The sequence below is a fragment of the uncultured Agrobacterium sp. genome (assembly GCA_913777615.1).
Lineage (GTDB): Bacteria > Pseudomonadota > Alphaproteobacteria > Rhizobiales > Rhizobiaceae > Agrobacterium.
Window position 1 is genome coordinate 192383 of the sequence record CAJYTK010000021.1, and the last position, 17568, is coordinate 209950.

14 protein-coding genes are annotated in these 17568 nt (G+C 55.5%); 6 read left to right on the forward strand and 8 right to left on the reverse strand.

Annotated elements, in window-relative coordinates; genetic code table 11:
• Positions 1-36: 36 nt before the first annotated feature.
• Together QZ862_RS19245 and QZ862_RS19250 are read right to left on the reverse strand one after the other, a co-directional pair.
• Positions 37-1227, reverse strand: coding sequence for an efflux RND transporter periplasmic adaptor subunit (locus QZ862_RS19245; RefSeq protein ID WP_296101403.1), 1191 nt, complete (start codon positions 1225-1227; stop codon positions 37-39).
• A 50-nt stretch (positions 1228-1277) separates the two neighbouring features.
• Entirely contained in the window at positions 1278-2075 is a 798-nt protein-coding gene (locus QZ862_RS19250) for an alpha/beta hydrolase (protein ID WP_296101404.1), read from the reverse strand.
• A gap of 134 nt (positions 2076-2209) precedes the next feature.
• Between QZ862_RS19250 and QZ862_RS19255 the strand changes: the two genes are divergently transcribed.
• Positions 2210-3121 carry a LysR family transcriptional regulator gene (locus QZ862_RS19255; RefSeq protein ID WP_296038660.1) on the forward strand — a complete coding sequence of 304 codons (912 nt, stop codon included), beginning with the start codon at positions 2210-2212 and terminating at the stop codon, positions 3119-3121.
• 215 nt (positions 3122-3336) lie between these two features.
• On the opposite strand, the gene QZ862_RS19260 is transcribed toward QZ862_RS19255, so the two are convergent.
• A complete protein-coding gene (locus tag QZ862_RS19260; protein ID WP_296101447.1) occupies positions 3337-6609 on the reverse strand; it encodes a DEAD/DEAH box helicase in 3273 nt (1090 codons plus the stop codon).
• A gap of 457 nt (positions 6610-7066) precedes the next feature.
• Between QZ862_RS19260 and QZ862_RS19265 the strand changes: the two genes are divergently transcribed.
• Complete coding sequence (locus QZ862_RS19265) at positions 7067-8386, forward strand: hypothetical protein (protein ID WP_296081626.1); 1320 nt, start codon at positions 7067-7069, stop codon at positions 8384-8386.
• Positions 8383-9171 carry a hypothetical protein gene (locus tag QZ862_RS19270; protein ID WP_296101405.1) on the forward strand — a complete coding sequence of 263 codons (789 nt, stop codon included), beginning with the start codon at positions 8383-8385 and terminating at the stop codon, positions 9169-9171. Before QZ862_RS19265 ends, QZ862_RS19270 begins: the two co-directional genes overlap by 4 nt.
• Positions 9172-9610: 439 nt before the next feature.
• On the opposite strand, the gene QZ862_RS19275 is transcribed toward QZ862_RS19270, so the two are convergent.
• The 5 genes from QZ862_RS19275 to QZ862_RS19295 form a co-directional block, all read right to left on the reverse strand.
• Positions 9611-9958 (reverse strand): DUF3140 domain-containing protein, encoded by a 348-nt coding sequence (locus QZ862_RS19275; RefSeq protein ID WP_296101407.1) that lies wholly within the window; start codon positions 9956-9958, stop codon positions 9611-9613.
• Positions 9955-10410: a pyridoxamine 5'-phosphate oxidase family protein gene (locus QZ862_RS19280; RefSeq protein ID WP_296101408.1), complete on the reverse strand. Its 456-nt coding sequence runs from the start codon at positions 10408-10410 to the stop codon at positions 9955-9957. Before QZ862_RS19280 ends, QZ862_RS19275 begins: the two co-directional genes overlap by 4 nt.
• Before the next feature lie 122 nt (positions 10411-10532).
• Entirely contained in the window at positions 10533-10637 is a 105-nt protein-coding gene (locus QZ862_RS19285) for a DUF2474 domain-containing protein (protein WP_296101409.1), read from the reverse strand.
• Positions 10637-11641: a cytochrome d ubiquinol oxidase subunit II gene (gene cydB / locus QZ862_RS19290; protein ID WP_296101410.1), complete on the reverse strand. Its 1005-nt coding sequence runs from the start codon at positions 11639-11641 to the stop codon at positions 10637-10639. Before cydB ends, QZ862_RS19285 begins: the two co-directional genes overlap by 1 nt.
• Positions 11631-13055, reverse strand: coding sequence for a cytochrome ubiquinol oxidase subunit I (locus QZ862_RS19295; protein ID WP_296101411.1), 1425 nt, complete (start codon positions 13053-13055; stop codon positions 11631-11633). Before QZ862_RS19295 ends, cydB begins: the two co-directional genes overlap by 11 nt.
• Positions 13056-13853: 798 nt before the next feature.
• Here QZ862_RS19295 and proV point away from each other — a divergent pair.
• The 3 genes from proV to QZ862_RS19310 all read left to right on the forward strand — a co-directional run bounded on the left by proV (position 13854) and on the right by QZ862_RS19310 (position 16978).
• Positions 13854-15086, forward strand: a complete 1233-nt coding sequence (gene proV, locus QZ862_RS19300; protein WP_296101412.1) for a glycine betaine/L-proline ABC transporter ATP-binding protein ProV — start codon at positions 13854-13856, stop codon at positions 15084-15086.
• Positions 15087-15122: 36 nt separating this feature from the next.
• Positions 15123-16013, forward strand: a complete 891-nt coding sequence (locus tag QZ862_RS19305) for a proline/glycine betaine ABC transporter permease (protein WP_296038726.1) — start codon at positions 15123-15125, stop codon at positions 16011-16013.
• 65 nt (positions 16014-16078) lie between these two features.
• Entirely contained in the window at positions 16079-16978 is a 900-nt protein-coding gene (locus tag QZ862_RS19310; RefSeq protein ID WP_296081649.1) for a glycine betaine ABC transporter substrate-binding protein, read from the forward strand.
• Positions 16979-17568 lie beyond the last annotated feature (590 nt).

Here is a 17568-nt window from a genome sequence, read left to right on the forward strand (position 1 = left end):
TGGCTCTAGGCGGACCGGGACGATCCGCCGGATCGACTATTGCGCGACGGCGACCTTGTCTTCGGCCTGCGGAGCGACGATGGCACCGGGCCGTATGCGCTGCAGACCGTTGACGACGATCCGGTCACCTGCGGTAAGACCGCTCTCAACGACCCGCATTCCCTCTTCCGAGGGACCAGGCTTGATCTGCCGGTAGCCCACCTTGTTTTGGCTATCGACGACGAACACGAACTTCTTGTCCTGATCGGTGCCAATGGCGCGGTCTGTGATGACGATACGTCTCTCCGATTTCGGCTCGCCGAGGCGAACACGTACAAACTGGCCAGGGATGAGGTGCCCGTCAGTATTGGCGAAGACCGCACGCACTCCGATCGTTCCGCTGGCGCCATCGACCTGGTTGTCGATCAGGTGGAGCGTGCCTTTGATCGGCGTACCCTCATCGGCAAGCGTTCCAACCTCTACCGGGATCTGCTCAAGCGGCTGGACTGGGCCGTGCGATGTCGGAAGTTGCGACAAGGCTTTGGAAACGACCTCTTCGCTTGCATTGAAGCTCGCATAGATAGGATCTACCGACACGAGCGTGGTAAGCGCGGGAGAGGCAGACCCGGCGGCAACCAGATTACCCACAGTGATATCAAGCTTGCCAACGCGCCCCGAAATCGGTGCGCGAAGTTGCGTGTAGCTCAGATCGAGCTGCGCGGTGGTCAGGGTTGCGCGGGCTGCCCGCAGTTGTGCTTCTGCTTCTGCAACATTGCTCTGACGCTGGTCGAAGTCGCTTTGCGAAATGGTGCGATTGTCAGATAGGCGTTGGCCACGCTCAAGTTCGGTTTTGGCGAGATCAACTTTTGCTTCCGCTGAGGCAACTTGTGCTTCTGCTCCCGCGACTGCTGCCTGATATGGTGCCGGATCGATCGTGAAGAGCAGGTCGCCCGTCTTTACCAGCGCGCCCTCCCGGAAGTGGACCGCTTGAATCTGGCCCGCAACACGGGAGCGGATTTGAACTCGCTCGACAGCTTCCAGCCGACCGGAAAACTGCTCCCAGTGGGTGATGTCGCGGTCTTCCACCACCGCAACAGTGACAGGGATTGCAGGCGCGGGCGCCTCTGGTGCTGCGGCCACCGCGCCGGTGCTCACAGGAAGATCGAATAGCAATGCCGCTGCTGCAACAGACATAGCAAGGCCGATGCCGGCACCCGTAAGGGCGCGGCGCTTGTTCTTGACCGTCATGGGATACTCCTTGGCTTCATAAGGAAGCCGATCAGTGATTGTCTTTAATGCTAATGCTTGAGGTCTTGAACAAACCCCGAAAATTCATCGCAAACCGCCGAAAGCCATTTGCCACCTTCACATCGATAAAGCCCCGTCCAGCCGGAACCGGAGGGGAAAACATGCAGCCTGACAACTATTCCTGCATCGCGCAGCCGACTGGCATAATTGATAGTCTCGTCACGCAAAGGATCATCTTCTGCGGTAAAAATCATGGCTGGAGCCACACGGTCCAGCCTCGTACACAGACATGGTGCCGCGTAGGGATGCGCCGCCCCACAGGCCTTGGCCAAATATCGGCTCCAGCCTTCTGCCCAGCGTTGCCGCATGCCGATCCTGTCTGCATCTCTCATCGATATCGATGCCATAAGCGGATCGATCATCGGCGACAGAAGGATTTGCCCAGCGAGTTTTCCCGGCATACGATCCCGCGCCTTTAACGCCAACCCTGCAGCAACATTGCCACCTGCTTCTTCGCCCGCAACGAACAGCAGAGATTTGGCGCTGCCATACTGCTTTCGGCTGTTGCTTAAGCAATCAAGCGCTACAAAAGCACGATCGATCACCGCTGGGAACTCATTGGACGAGCCAGTGCTATAGTCCGCCTCGATAACGACGGCACCGCTACTGGCCAGCGCCTTTGCAACAGGCAGTTCCGCTGGCTCGGCCTTATCTTCAAGGAAAGAGCCGCCCCTTAGATAAAGGACCAACGGAGGCGTACGAGCTTTCCCCTCAGCACTGTACACGCGCACGGAGACAGGCGGGCTCGCTGTGCAGCTTATCTCGATCGTGTGCCACCGGCTGTCCATCTTTCATCCCTCAGAGGAGATCGCTTCCTCTCTTGTAGTGATTTCAAATATTGATATATTGTTCGGCGTAAGTCGCGCAAGCGCGCAAAATCGAAAACACTATTCCAAATTCGTGGATAATCTGTGGGGATGACATGGATCAGTTGGCGGCGATGCGCGTATTTGCGAGGGTGGTGGAGACGGGAAACTTCACCAAGGCAGCCAATGCTCTCAATATTCCGAAGACCACCGTGACGAATATGGTCCAAGGGCTTGAAGCACATCTGCGCACTACCTTGCTGAACCGCACGACGCGGCGCGTGATGGTGACGACTGACGGCGCTCTCTACTATGAGAGAGCCACTCAGATATTGGCGGAGATCGACGAACTGGATGGCAGTGTCTCAAACGCCAACGTACAACCTTCGGGTCGCCTGCGTGTTGAAATGTCTGGAATGTTTGCAGATGAGATCATTATTCCCAACCTGTGTGATTTCCATCAGCGCTTCCCGCAAATCAGGCTCGATATCGGGGTCGGAGACCGCTTGGTGGACTACATAGCAGAAAATGTTGATTGTGCCTTGCGCGTGGGAACACTGCGCGATCAGTCGCTTATTGCCAGGAAGGTTTCCGAACTCAGTTTCCTCACGGTCGCTTCGCCTGCTTACATCGAACGCTTCGGCATGCCCCAGGCGCCAGAAGATCTTGAGGTCGACCATCACTGTGTCGGATATCTGAATGCCAATGCGGGCCAAGTCATGAGCATGGCCTTCGACAATGGTATCCGTTCAGTCGAAATAAATCCGCGCTACATTGTCTCGGCGAATGATGCGCGCACTTATCAGCATGCCGTTTTTGCCGGAATGGGAATCGGGCAATTGGTGCCATTCGCGATCCGAGAGGAAATGAGGCAGGGGCAGTTGGTTCGCGTGTTGCCGGAATGGAAAAGCGAAGCCATGCCGATCTACATCGTCTATCCACAGACGCGCCACGTCACGAACAAGGTTCGCGTATTCGTGGACTGGGTGGCAAAGCTCCTGAACAAAAACGCACTGGGAAGTTTGTGAGCGGTATCACTACGATCACTATCGATTGCCTGGCAGGCGCTTGAAGCTAAAAAATCGCAGTTCTTCGATCATAGCGCGGTGTCTGGTGTGGATACTCCAGTTCTGCGCCCGAGATATAAAGCGGCTTGGGAGGAGAGTGATCGCCTTTTCGTTTCTGCTGGAGCATCCTTTGTGCGTTTTAAGAGATGCACAAACGGTGCTCCATCTTCTTTAAACTACGCAACGTGCTTTCTGGAAAGTCGTGTTCGATTTTCGGGCCGTTGGCGTAGAGCTTTTCCCGCTTGCGAGAGAAAATCTTCGAAATACTTCAATCGTTCATCACTATTGTGACTAGCAATCTCGAAGATAATTCGGTCATCGGTGCGGCGACCGGCGAACTCTTTCACCAAAAGCGCGATGGCCTTGGCTGGCGCTTTTGCAGTGACGCTCAAGGCCAGTGCCTTCGGACCAGCTTCAAGCCTCGAGAAGCCCAGCCGTGCTGCGGTAAGCTGAAGCCGAGTCGTGCGTAGTAGAAGCAGGACCTGTGGCGGTGGTTCACCGAAGCGATCTTCGAACTCTGCTTCAAGATCGTCTACTGCGCTCAGATCAGACGCTCGAGAAAGCTTTGCATAAAGATTAAGCCTCGTCGCCGGATCCGCCACATATGCTTCCGGTATTGTTCCTGACGCGTCGAGTTGTAGAACCGTTCGTTGAAGAAAAGGGGGAGGGCGCTTGGTGAGGTCTGCGACCGCAGCGGCCAAGAGCTTCTGATAAAATCCGACACCGAGCACCCTCATATGACCGGCCTGATCATCGCCGGCCATGTCGCCGCCGCCACGCAGATCAAGATCGCGCAGGCTGATCGCCAAGCCGGACCCAAGCCGGTCACCTTCAATAAGGGCGGTAAGTCTGGAGGACGTATCGTCGTCCAACTCCGCATGCTCATCCGTCAAAAGAGTGACGTGGCCTTGCGCACCTGAACGACCAACGCGGCCACGCAGTTGATGGAGTTGTGCAAGTCCGAAACGCTCCGGGTTAAATATGAACATCGTGTTGGCTCGTGGTATATCGAGCCCGTTTTCAATAATATTCGTCGCGAGTAGTATGTCCCCGTCACCTGCTGCAAAGCTGACAACGGTCTCATCTATTAGCGCTGCAGGCATCTTTCCGTGTGCTACTTTGACCGACAGCTCCGGAACAGTGGTCTCAAGCAGTCGTTGGATCGCATCTATGTCCTCGATCCGAGGCACGACGACAAAACTTTGCCCGCCGCGGCGGTGTTCCCTCATCAGTCCCGCTCTAATTGAGGCATTATCGACCGCAGTGATAGAGGTTCGCACTGCTCGCCTTTTCGATGGCGCTGTTGTGAGAAGGCTGACCTCCTGAACGCCGACCATTGCCGACTGGAGAGTGCGCGGAATTGGTGTTGCCGACATCATCAGGGTGTGAAGCGAAGGCGCGAGCTTCGTCATGGCTCTCTTTTCCCTCAGGCCGAAACGATGCTCTTCGTCCACAATCAGCAAACCAAGCTTGGCAAATCGTACATCCTTCGCAAAGATCGCCTGTGTCGCCACGATCACGCCCAGCTTCCCTTCCGCCAGAGCCGCTTTCGTTTGCTTGGCTTCAGCAGGCTTAAGAAGGCGAGACAGCATGCCGACCGAAATGCCTGTACCCCTAAAGCGTTGCTCGAACGTGTGAAAATGCTGGCGTGCCAGCACGGTGGTGGGAGCGATAACGACAACCTGCGCGCCGCAGAGAGCCACAGCGGCTGCTGCTCGTAAAGCCACCTCTGTTTTTCCGAAGCCGACGTCTCCGCAAACAAGACGGTTCGTGACGCGTCCTGACCCGAAATCAGAAAGGACGTCACGGATTGCGCTGGCTTGATCGCCGGTTTCGACAAAGCGGAAGCGACGGGTGAAGGCCGTGAATTGCGCACGTGGAGGGACGAACTTTTCCGCTTCTAATTCCCGCCTCTCTTTTGCAACCTTGGAGAGATGGCGCGCAGTGGAAGCGATATCCTCGGCGATCTTCTGGCGTCTTTTGCTCCAAGCCTCGGTATGAAGGCGATCGAGAGACACCGCGTCGGGCTCGGAACCGTAACGCCAGAGCTTGTCGAACTCCTGCATGGGCACGAGGATTGAATCACCATCGCGATACTCCAGTCGAGCGGCGTCGCGTGGTACATCCTCGACGATGATGGTCTCTAGCTCCTTAAGGACCCCAATACCGTGGTCTTCATGAACGACAACGTCGCCGATCCGAAGCTCGGGCTCCGATAGCAACTCGTTGGGATTTTCGGCAGGCGATCCGCTGGGCGCTGCAATGACGACGATGTTAAGCGATTGATCGCAAAATCCCTCTTGTAGCGAACAGCTGCTTTTGAGCAGGCTACCCGGCTTGGCTCCCAACAAATCGCTCCACTGAACGAAAGAATCGGTCTTGAATTTTGCGGCATTCCCCAATCGCCGATAAAAAGCTTCTGCGCTCTTTCCTTCACCAGCAACCAGAACTTTCTTCTCCTGCTGCAATGCCTCCCGTGCAAATTTTGTAGCCAACCTTCCATAGTTAGCCTCATACGTCCGTACCGGCAGGCCGCTGCCCCCTTCGAGGTCCAAGGTCTGTGTTTTGAAACGGTCTACCTCCTGATCCCATTCTTCGCGACTGAGGTAGAGCGAGCGCCGCGGCGAGGTGTTAGTTTCGTCGAGGTCTGCACTGCCCTGATAAGCGTCTGCAATTATCTCCAAACACCGTTCGATCCTCGTATGCATGTCTTGGCCCAGGATCAGGTCTGCGTCGCCAATGAGATCGAACACACTTGCCATGACATCGTAGTGGCTCAGCAGCAAATGCTCGATGTTGCGAGCCGACAGGCCAGTATCTTCGCAATTCTCGGTGGCCCAAACAACTTCCGATGCAGGGCCGATCGACACGTTTTCCAAAGAACTTTCTGTCCGTTGAGATATGCGGTCAAAGCCGTGCAGCTCCAACACTTCGTTATTCTCGCCAAGCACAATTCGCAGTGGACCAGGGGCGCCAGCAGGATAAACATCGATTACGTCCTCATGAAGAGCGAATTCTCCGGGATCGTCCGCAACGCCTTCTTCGGAATATCCATGACGCACGGCAAAATCGACGAATGCGTCGCGATCCAACGTCTTTCCAACTGCCAGCTCAAAGTGCGCGTGCGCGATCACGTGTAATGGCGGAACACGTTGAAGCAATGCCTCCAAAGATGTCAGAAGCAATCGTTGGGCGGATGTCTCATTGGTCCAGAGCCTCAACGCGTCCATTCGTCGTCCCATGGAATGTCGCGAGGGCGGCGCACGATCATACGGCGGGCAGTCCCAAGGCGGGAGAACGACGTGATCTATCGCCGGAAAAAGCGCGCTAATCGTCTGCGCGATGCCGTCTGCCTCTTCCTCATTCCTTGCAATATAACATATCGGCTTGTCCGATCTGCCGAGCCATTCTGCAAGCCTGGTCGCTATGAAAGCGGGCGGTGCCTTCAAAACTCTGCCTGCTTCAAGCTCTATTGTGGGCGCAGCGGCCCTTTTTTCCCGGCGTTTCGTCGCGCTCACGTCCATCGGCATTTCTTTCATTGGCAATTCGACCGTCAGCGCGAACAAAGTTCACCGCGACTTGTTCCGTTGCCAGTACAATACGTGCTTATAGGGCTCAGCCTTCCAGGCGCTTTAAGACAGGAAGCGCCTTGACGAGACGGATACTCTCTCTGCGGGCAGGTCCAACCTCAACAACATGCCAGTAAAGTCATTCAGCTTAGTCTTGCCGACGCTAGCGAAGGCAAAAGCTGAGCGTATTGGTATCGAACTATAAAACTTGCACCATGATATGCGCCCAGCGTCAATCGGATACGATGTGTCGTTGATACTGCGGCTGCAGTAGCCTTGAATTCGCCGACATTTAAGGTCGTGTTAAGGAATACAGTCCTCTTCCGGAGAAAAATTTATGGCGCTTGGCGCATCGCATCGCTTGCAGGAGAGCCTGGCGGCGGTCGAAACGATGACACGTTTTGCCCTTGCTGTTCTTGCTCTCGCTTCCGGCGTCTACACATATCTTGGTGTACGTAGTATTCTCGACGGCTCGCCAACAGCGATCTTTTTCGCGGCCATCATCTACTCCGCTTCAGTTTCTGTCGGAATCTACGCGTTTTGGACCTACATGGCGCGATTTTATCCGCACGTCACCAGCCGTTCCAGCCGCACCGCAATGCTGGCGGTGATGGCCGTTGGCTGCGTAATGATCCTGGCGATGTCGAGCTGGTTGAATGCTGCTGCGCTCGCAGGATCGGCAGCTCTCGAACAGCATCTGGCAGAGACGGTCGAGGATTACACGTCGGATCTGGAGCAGGCACACCAAAACGCGCTGGCTGCACAAAGCCTGCTGCCGGACATTCAACGCGCAAAGGAGCGTTTCGCCCAGCTGGCGTCCTCCGAGCAACAGTCTGGGGCGCTGACGGGCACGACAGGTTCCGGTAGCGTTGTCTCGCTGTTGTCGCAGATGTCTTCGCAACTAAACGAGTTGGAAAACGGCATTAATGCATCGCGTGAGCAGGTCACCAGCTTGTTCAACGAAGGACAGAAGCGCCTTGAGACCATGCGTGGTCTCGTCTCAGCACCCGGTATTGTCGAACCCCGGGCAGATAAGTTTTCGTCGGAAGCCGTGGCTCTAACCGGCGTAATCACCTCGCTCCAGCAAACCTCTATCGCTCCCTCGATCCGCCGCGCGGCAGATGATCTGTCGCTCGGCTTCATAGCTCCAATCCCGGATGGTGGCGAACAGGATCTCATATCGCGCCAAGATCGGGTGATGGAAACGATCCGCACTTCCGTTGCAGCACAATCAAAGGTGCTGTCCGATGCCGCAGATGAAATTCTATCGCGTTCACCCGTGGCGGAGCGGAGGTTCGTGCCGCTTTCATCGGCGGAAGCCGTTCTGCGCTATGCGTCAGACTTCATTCCTGCATGGGCCGGTGCTATTTCCATCGATCTGTTGCCAGGGGTCATGGTTTTCATCCTTGCTGTCGTGAACGGCGCGATCCGCAGGCAAGAGGAAACGATGCCTCTTGCTGAGAGGATCACAGTGGCAGAGCTGATGCAGGCGCTCGCCATGCAAAAGGCGATCGCCGGAGAAGGCATGTCAGCCAGAGAGGAGCAGGATATCGAAGACGCTCTCGCCAAGGCCGGAGATGACAAAGACGACGCCGAGGTCAATAACATCACGAGTCTCGGCCTTAACAAAGCACCGCGCAAAGGCCCCACGGCATGAAGCCGGCAACTGCGCTAAAGGCCATGACGAACATCAACGATGGGATGCTTATGCGCGGCGCCTTCTATCTGCTGCTCGCAGCGGCGGCGACCTTTTTGGTAATTGACATAAGAGAGATCAGCGAAGTCGAAGCAGCCCGACCAAGCGTGGAAACAGTCCCGGACGTGCCCACCTTTTTACCGCCGAAGATTGCGCCAGATGCCCCCGGAGCTCCACCGGTTAAACCCTCAAGCCCTGAGGCGGTTCTTCGCAAACCAATGACGTTCAATTTGATTTCGGGCGGAGTGCTCTATGCCGAGGGAACAATCGATCCGGGCGCAGCCGAACGTTTCGCCCACGAGATTGAGGCCCGAGGCGAATACATCAAATTTGTCGCGTTGAACTCGCCGGGAGGTTCGGTCGATGATGCAATCGCGATGTCCAAGCTGATCCGGCAAAAGGCAATCGGTACGAAGATCGACGAGAGGGCGCTTTGTGCCTCATCCTGCCCAATCGTTTTTGCTGGTGGTGTGACGCGAACAGCCGAAAAAGACGCCGTGATAGGCGTGCATCAGGTTTTCAATGGCGGCATCGAGCCTGTTTCACCAGACCAAGCTATGTCCAGTGCTCAGGCCGTCACCGCACGGGTCGCGCGACATCTCGACGAAATGGGTATTGGCGCTGGCTTGTGGATTCATGCGCTGGAGACTCCCCCCGATCAGCTCTACTATCTCACGCCCGAAAAAATGGCGGAATACCGGCTGACCACAAACGCAGCTGCAGTTGTGAAACCGAACCAAGGCTAACACTGATAAGATATATAAATTAGGGTTATGGCACACGATTTCTATGCCGCCCCGTCTGAATGGCCACGTAATCTATGGGTTATGGATTGAGAAACGGGTTCGATCGCGCCGAGCTTGGTAACCAGTAGTTTTTCGGTATTTTCCGGGCAGGGAGTGTAGTTTGCCTGATGCTATGCAGTCAGATCGGATTTCAAATTTGCGACAGGTCTTGCATCTGATACGCGCCAGCGGTCACCTGGCGCGCCATACCAACGAGGGCGGAATTTCATTCGCCGGAGCTCGCGACATTCCTGCGTGACGCCTGGACGAACGAAGCGTCTGAGGTAACGGCGAGGGACGTGGAAGCAATCAGAAGCCCAGTAACGCACACTGATCTCAACGCACATTTGGGTAAGGAGCCTGCTGCCAATACAGCGGACTCCTTCGCATCCCAATGACATCAATCTTTGAGTGGATCGTGGCCCCAGTTCATGAGCGAGTGCCGCCAGGTGGAATTCTCTACATCTTCTTTGGGCCCGCCTTGGGCCACGTGACGGTGAACATAGCCGACGACCTTCTTCATGTGGGCAAAGTCGTCATCCGTGAGTTCCGATTTTGATTTGTGCTTGATTTCCACGATACGACGACCAGACTTATGACCAACGGTTTCGCTCTTGCCGTCTCCGGACCAGCCAGCTTCCTTGCTTTCTTCAGTCTTTAGCCACTTCTCTAACGCGGATGGTGTCATATTGACGGCGTCGGAAAACTCTTTCCAAATCTTCTCGTGCTCGGTCTGCTCGCTACTCACACTGCACCTCTCATGGCGGCACTGCTTGCTCGCTCGATTGTTCCGTTTTCCTCGCCATCCCAGAATTCGATGGTGCCGGCCGATACCTTGATCAGAACGATTCGTGGCGTATCGGCGCCGTGCGGAAACCATCTGTCTAGATCGCGCGACCAGTGAGCTTCGAATTGTGCCTTGTCTCGAATCAGCCTCGCCTGACCGTTCACAGATATAAAAATTCCGGGCTTGCCGAGCATGCTTGGTGGAGCGGTAAAAGTCAGAGTGACCGACGCGTCTTGCTCGATCTCTTGAACCTTCTTGGTGTCTTCATAGGAGAAGAACCATGAGTCACCGTCATATTCCACATCGCCATTATTGCTCATCGGTCGGCTGTTAATGTGCCCAGCTGGATCGTGCGTGTTGAACATGCAGAAGTCGATCTTGCTGAGCTTTTTAGAAAGCTCTTCCATCTTCATTGGCAAATCCTCGTTTCATATCGTGAATTTCAACCCATGATGACGCTCGAAGTTCCTTCGGATCCGTTCGCGGATCGTTGCAAACCGACGACTTTCCTGCGGTCGTTCTGTCCAGTCTTGAGCTATTTCAGAAACCAGCGGATAAAAATTGCTATTGCGGCGAGCGTCCCGACGCCGGCGAGCCACAGGACGATGAACCACATTGTCTTTCGAAGGCCATCGCTCATCAATGATATCCTTCCTCCGGGTCGATTTTGCCGCGAAAGACCCAATACGCATAAGCCGTGTAGGCGAGGATCATGGGGAGGAGTACCACGGCGCCCACGAGGAGGAACATCAGTGAACTCTCCGGAGCCGCGGCCTCCCTGATTGTGAGGACGCCGGGGATAATATAGGGATAAAAACTGATCCCAAGTCCGGCGAAGCTCAACACGAAGACGCCGAGCGCTGCCAAGAACGGTTGCAGGTGCTTCCCACTGTTAAGGCCGTTCCAGAGCAAGAAAGCGCAACCAGCTAGCAGCAGCGGTACTAATGACGAGAAGAACGCGGTGGGCCAGCCAAACCACCGTTCGAAGTAAATCCGATTGATGAACGGTGTCCAGAGAGAAACGATTCCGATCAGCACCAAGAGCGCGACGCTCAGAGGACGCGCGAGCAGTGCCGAGCGTGCCTGGATATCGCCGGAGGTTTTCAGATTGAGCCACGTTACGCCAAGCAGCGCGTAGCCTGTGAGAACGGCGACGCCTGTCAGGATCGAAAAGGGCGTCAGCCAGTCCCACCAGCCGCCCGCATACTGCCTGCCATTAACTACGATGCCCTGTACCAAGGCGCCAAGGGAGATGCCCTGCATGAGGGCCGCGATCGAGGATCCTATCCAGAAGCCGAAATCCCAGAGATGCGATTCGTCATGGGTGCGCCATCGAAACTCGAATGCGACTCCTCGGAAGATAAGGCTGACCAGCATCAATATGATCGGCATATAAAGTGCTGGCATGATGATGGCGTAGGCGAGCGGGAACACGGCCATGAGGCCACCGCCGCCCAGCACCAACCATGTCTCATTGCCGTCCCAGACCGGAGCAATCGAATTCGTCATGATGTCGCGGTCGCGACGCTTTCGGAAGAATGGGAAGACGATCCCGATCCCGAGGTCGAAACCGTCCAGCACAACATAGGCAAGCACGGCGAAGGCAATGATCCCCGCCCAGACAAAGGAAAGATCAATGTCCATGGCGGCCTCCAGGCTGATGGTCCTGCGTTACGCCGGGCGCAATACCAGCAGTTCGGATTGGGCCGGCGTCGAGCTCCTGATCCATATCGAGCGGGGTCGGTGGCCGCCGCATAAGCTTCAGCAGGTAGTAGACCCCGACGCCGAAGACCACGAAATAGACGCCGATGAAAATGAGCAGGGAGGTCCCGACCGCGAGGGCGGAAACCGGTGACAGACTGTCGACAGTTCGCAGATGTCCATAGACCGTCCAAGGCTGGCGACCGACCTCGGTCGTGTACCAGCCGGCAAGCACGGCCATAAAACCAGAACCGCCCATGGGCACAGCGATGCGATGGAGCCACGGCGTGCTATACAGCCTACCCTTCCATCGAGCCCAGAGCGACCACAGCCCAACGCCGATCATAAGGAAGCCGAGGCCGACCATGACGCGGAAGGTTATGAATGGCATGAGTGCAGGAGGGCGCTGATCGCGGGGCCATTCCTTCAGGCCTTTGATCTCCCCGTTAAGTTCGTGGGTCAGGATCAGCGAGCCGAGCTTCGGAATCTCGATTGCATAGCGGGTGGTCTCTGCCTCGTCGTCCGGTATGCCGAAAAGGACGAGAGGGGCACCTACCTTATGTGTCTCGTAATGTCCCTCCATTGCTGCAATCTTTGCGGGCTGGTGTTCGAGTGTATTCAGACCGTGGAGGTCACCAACGAAAATCTGAACGGGTGTGACGATTGCCGCCATCCACATCGCCATCGAGAACATGATGCGAGCCTGGCGGTTCGTATTGTCCTTCAGCAGGTGCCAAGCGCCGACCGCGCCTACGGCGAAAGCGGTGGTTAGGAAGGCCGCCAGCACGGTATGGGTCATTCTGTAGGGGAAGGAGGGGTTGAAGATAATATTCCACCAGTTTTCGGGCACAAAGACGCCGTTAGAATCGATGCTAAAACCTGCGGGCGTGTGCATCCAACTGTTGGCTGACGTGATCCACGTAGCGGAGATCAGCGTGCCTAAAGCGACCATGGCGACGGACACCATATGTGCTGAGTCCCCGACGCGCTTGCGACCGAAAAGCGCGATACCGAGGAAGCCCGCTTCAAGGAAAAACGCCGTCAAGACCTCGTAACCCATCAGCGGTCCCATGACCGGTCCGGCCTTGTCTGAAAACGCGGACCAATTCGTCCCGAATTGATAGCTCATCACGATTCCGGACACGACACCCATCGCGAAGGTGACTGCGAAGATGGTCTTCCAGTACTCGAAGAGCTTCAGGTAGGCTTCGTCACGCTTCCACAGCCATAACGCGTTGAGAACGGCCAAGTAGCTCGCCGTCCCTATCGAGAAGGCAGGAAAGAGAAAATGGAATGAGACGGTGAACGCGAACTGTATCCGCGCCAGCATGTCCGCTTCTAGGCCGAGGAAGGTCATGGTAACTCCATCATGCAAACCCTCGAACTTTGCAACGCGACCCCATGTTCCGGGCGGGCACTGCAGTTTCACAGAGTCGATGGCGAGCATCTTAAGCTCATGTCAAATGAGCCCAAGCCCCCATAGTGTCGCGTGACGCAATGTCACGTCTAGAGGGGGCTCAGAAAAGGTCCACCCACGGAAATACATTGCCCGTTCCCCGAGCTTGTACAAGAACCTATAAGGCCTCGTGTGTGGATATGACCTTTGGTGACATCTGGTATTTATAGAAGAGCCGTGGGCGTCATTACCCAGCTTCGTCCAAGCAGTGCCAGTTGGGCCAATGCCACTCTAAATCATTTTCCGCTTCCCTCATTCTATGGTGCGATGTCGTAAATAGACGTATTCCCACTTCCCGCGTTAGCCCTCAAATCTCGCGACCCGTTGGTTGCTATCAAGAGGTTTTTGTCAGTCTGACGAGACTGGTGCTTCTGCCAAAGGACCTCTCAAACGCTCGCGAAAACTCACTTCGCGAAAAATATTTAGGGTTTTTTTATGGACATTGGAAAAAAATTATCTTATGTAGCGCCTATCAGTGAGTTTGATGCTCACTATCCCGCGTCTTTATCGGACCAAATCGTGCGTGTGCGAAGTCGTCATCACGAATTTGGATCCGCGTTTTTGAAGCTTGCGCTATCGGTGATGTCGCAAACGAGCTTTTATCCTGTCGATATCCCGCGTCTTAAGCGCTGAGGGTGTCAGGTGCAATTGCGGTAAGAAGGAGAGCGCCCCTGCTCTATGCTGGGCTGAATAAAATATATGAATTCTCAAACTGAAAATGACGCACTGGCTCCGCCGGTTACGACCAAAATCAGTCTCAATAACGTCTACAAGATCTTCGGTGAGGATACCGACAAGGCGCTGGATATGGTTCGCGCCGGGAAGACGAAATCTGAAATCCATTCTTCAACCGGATGCTCGGTCGGAGTCAACAAGGCAAGCTTTGACATTCAAGCCGGCGAAATTTTCGTCATCATGGGCCTCTCAGGCTCGGGCAAATCCACCCTCCTACGCCTGCTCAACCGACTGATCGAGCCCACAGCGGGTTCAATCAAGATCGACGGCCAGGATATCACGAAGATGTCCCGCCGCGACCTAATAGAGGTGCGTAGGCGCGATATCAGCATGGTATTCCAGTCCTTTGCTCTTCTGCCCAACCGCACCGTTATCAACAATGCCGCTTTCGGGCTTGAGGTTGCCGGTATGGGGGAAGACGAACGTAAAGCAAAGGCGCTTCTGGCGCTCGAGGCTGTTGGTCTCGCCGGTTACGCAGACAGCATGCCCGATCAGCTGTCAGGTGGAATGAAGCAGCGCGTCGGCTTGGCTCGCGCACTTGCCAGTGAACCCACAATTCTGCTCATGGACGAAGCATTTTCCGCTCTCGATCCTCTAATCCGTACGGAAATGCAGGATGAGCTGGTCCGCCTTCAGGCCGAACACAGCCGAACCATCGTTTTTGTCAGTCACGATCTCGACGAAGCCATGCGCATCGGTGACCGGATATGCATCATGCAGAACGGCGATGTCGTTCAGGTCGGCACGCCGGACGAAATCGTCATGAACCCGGCAAACGACTACGTCCGCTCCTTCTTTAGGAACGTTGACGTGAGTCACGTCTTCAAAGCTGGCGACGTCGCTCGAAAAACACAGGTGACGATCATCGAGCGACAAGGTGTAACCGCTGCCGCAGCACTCGAGCGAATGAAGACATTCGATCGCGAATATGCGATCATTCTGGGGCGCGACAAAACCTATCATGGCGTTGTCAGCCAAACCACGCTCGTCGAGAATATGCGTTCTGGACATTCGGATCCCTATAGAGCGGCGTTTCTATCCGAGATCGAACCGATTTCGGCTGACGAGCCATTGTCGAACGTACTGGGACGCGTAGCGGCGAGCCCATGGCCAGTTCCCGTTGTCGACAACTCCAGGCGCTACCTCGGCTCTATCAGTAAATCGACACTGCTTGAAACGCTCGACCGCGCGAGCTGATTTCAGCATTTCCCCCAACCGGCCAACAACCGGAGTCTGACTATGAATTTCGATATAGGGGACGGCGTCGATGCCGTCGTCAATTACATTCTGGACAATTTTTCACCCCTCTTGGATTTCGTCGCCACTCTGATCGGGTTCGTGACCAGTAACATCCAGGACACGCTCACTGCCATTCCCATGCCAGTGGGCATTCTCATCTTCGTCATCCTGTCATTTTGGCGGGTCGGCGCAGTTTTTGGTGTCTTGGCTGGACTTGCGCTCTGGCTCGTCGACCACATGGGTCTTTGGACCGCGATGATGGAGACTCTATCACTCGTCATAGCTTCAACGCTGATGGCTATGATCATCGGTCTTCCGCTTGGGATCGCCATGGCGCGGAAGGATTCGGTTGCTGCGATCATCCGACCGGTCCTCGACCTGATGCAAACCATGCCTGCATTCGTCTATCTTATTCCTGCGGCGATGTTTTTCGGACTTGGTGCAGTACCCGGCGCTATCGCAACTGTCATATTCGCTATGCCGCCGGTGGTCCGCCTCACCAATCTAGGCATTCGCCAGGTGCATGTAGAGTTCATAGAAGCTGGAAACGCATTTGGCTGCACGCCCTCGCAGTTGCTCTTCAAGGTCCAACTGCCGAACGCCATGCCCTCCATTATGGCGGGCATCAACCAGACGATCATGCTGTCGCTTTCCATGGTTGTCATTGCATCCATGATTGGCGCAGGCGGTATTGGGAACACGGTTCTCACCGGCATACAGCGCCTGGACGTGGGCACCGGTTTTGAGGGCGGTCTTGCTGTCGTGATTCTCGCGGTGATCCTCGATCGCCTGACACAAAGCCTTGGAAAGCCTCAAGCTGCCTTTTGGTCGGGGCTTTTCAACAGAAAGAGCGAGCGCAAACACTTGTCTCCGGCAACTGTCTGAGCACCGCGCCGCCCAACGATGCGGATGCTGAATCCGCAAATTCAAACCTCCCAAAAGGAGAACATATGTTCAAGACACTTTCCTCGACCCGCCGGGCTGCACTTGGTGGCGCCATTGGCTTTGCTGCCGCTGTGCTTTTTGGCTCAGCAACGCCAACGATGGCTGAAGATGCGAAAACTGTGAAGCTTGGCTTTGCCCCGTGGTCCGACGCTGAGTTCGTCACCAAACTCGCCGCCAAGCTGATCAAGGAGAAGCTCGGCCAGGATGTGGAACTCGTTCAGACGGATGTCGCGCCGCTTTACCAAGGCGTCAGCCGAGGCGATATCGATGCAATGATGATGGCGTGGTTGCCGGCAACTCATGCGGATTACTTCGCAAAGGTGAAAGACAAGGTAGAGACGCTCGGCACGGTCTATGACGGCGCGAAGCTCGGTTGGGTCGTGCCTGCCTATATTCCTGAAGCAGAGATTTCTTCGATCGAGGACCTGAAGAAGCCTGAGGTTCAGAAGAAGTTGTCTGGCACGATACAGGGCATCGATCCGGGTGCTGGTTTGACCCGCCTTTCGCAACAGGCGGTCAAGGATTATGCGCTCGACCAGTACAAGCTGCAAATCTCCAGCGAAGCGGGCATGCTCACGACAGTTGACCGCGCGATGCGAGGTGAAAAGTGGTTCGTCGCTACGTCCTGGAGCCCGCACTGGATGTTTGGAAAGTACAAGCTCCGCTATCTTACTGATCCGAAAGAATCCTTGGGTCAGGCCGAGCATGTCGATATCCTTGCATCGAAGAAATTCAGGCAAGAAAACCCCAAGGCTGCCGACTTTCTTTCGCGCATGAAGGTGCCGCTTAACGACCTGGAAGCGGCGATGTTCACAGCCCAAGAGACGTCTTACGACGCAGCTATCGAAAAATACATCAAGGACCATCCAGATCAGGTGAAGGCCTGGGTTGGGGAACAGAGCTGATGCAATCCGGCCTTCTCGTAAGATATTCGAGGAGGCCGGATCATTTTCGGGGGCAGGGATGGCACTAGAAACCAATCATAGAGCGCTCACCGAAACTGACACGCTCGGGGGACGCATCTCATTGGCGCGAGATGCATCTACGCTCTCTATCGATAATGCTGCGAAGATGGTTGGGGTGGAAAGCGACGTTTGGAGCGCTTGGGAGAATGATCGAAGCGAGCCGGGCTGCGAGTACCTTGAGCCGATCGCCGCTTCTCTCGAGGTCAGCGAAGCATGGCTTTCTACAGGCATCGGTGTCGGGCCGCGATGGCCAGATAATGAGACGTTGTTCTAAAATCTGTCCAGGTGGATTTGGACGCTTGAAGTGCTGTGGACGGCCTGCTCATCGCCTCTGACGAATTCGATCAGACCGTCGGCCGCGTTGTCAGAATCCTTTGGCAGCCATTGTTTTCACGGATCGCCTTGCGCGAAATCGCGTTGCTTACCTTCAAATCGAGCTCTGTTGCTCAGTCTGGGTATTTGTCCGCTTCGAAGATGTTGTTGCAGGATAAGCTAGACGCGTGCTTGGCTACACATGGCGCCCCTCGATC

Excerpts from the sequence above, each read along its gene's own strand:
- QZ862_RS19245 (WP_296101403.1), bottom strand. The coding sequence starts at position 1,227 with ATGACGGTCAAGAACAAGCGCCGCGCCCTTACGGGTGCCGGCATCGGC.
- QZ862_RS19250 (WP_296101404.1), bottom strand. The coding sequence starts at position 2,075 with ATGGACAGCCGGTGGCACACGATCGAGATAAGCTGCACAGCGAGCCCG.
- QZ862_RS19255 (WP_296038660.1), top strand. The coding sequence starts at position 2,210 with ATGGATCAGTTGGCGGCGATGCGCGTATTTGCGAGGGTGGTGGAGACG.
- QZ862_RS19265 (WP_296081626.1), top strand. The coding sequence starts at position 7,067 with ATGGCGCTTGGCGCATCGCATCGCTTGCAGGAGAGCCTGGCGGCGGTC.
- QZ862_RS19270 (WP_296101405.1), top strand. The coding sequence starts at position 8,383 with ATGAAGCCGGCAACTGCGCTAAAGGCCATGACGAACATCAACGATGGG.
- QZ862_RS19280 (WP_296101408.1), bottom strand. The coding sequence starts at position 10,410 with ATGAAGATGGAAGAGCTTTCTAAAAAGCTCAGCAAGATCGACTTCTGC.
- QZ862_RS19285 (WP_296101409.1), bottom strand. The coding sequence starts at position 10,637 with ATGAGCGATGGCCTTCGAAAGACAATGTGGTTCATCGTCCTGTGGCTC.
- cydB (WP_296101410.1), bottom strand. The coding sequence starts at position 11,641 with ATGGACATTGATCTTTCCTTTGTCTGGGCGGGGATCATTGCCTTCGCC.
- QZ862_RS19295 (WP_296101411.1), bottom strand. The coding sequence starts at position 13,055 with ATGACCTTCCTCGGCCTAGAAGCGGACATGCTGGCGCGGATACAGTTC.
- proV (WP_296101412.1), top strand. The coding sequence starts at position 13,854 with ATGAATTCTCAAACTGAAAATGACGCACTGGCTCCGCCGGTTACGACC.
- QZ862_RS19310 (WP_296081649.1), top strand. The coding sequence starts at position 16,079 with ATGTTCAAGACACTTTCCTCGACCCGCCGGGCTGCACTTGGTGGCGCC.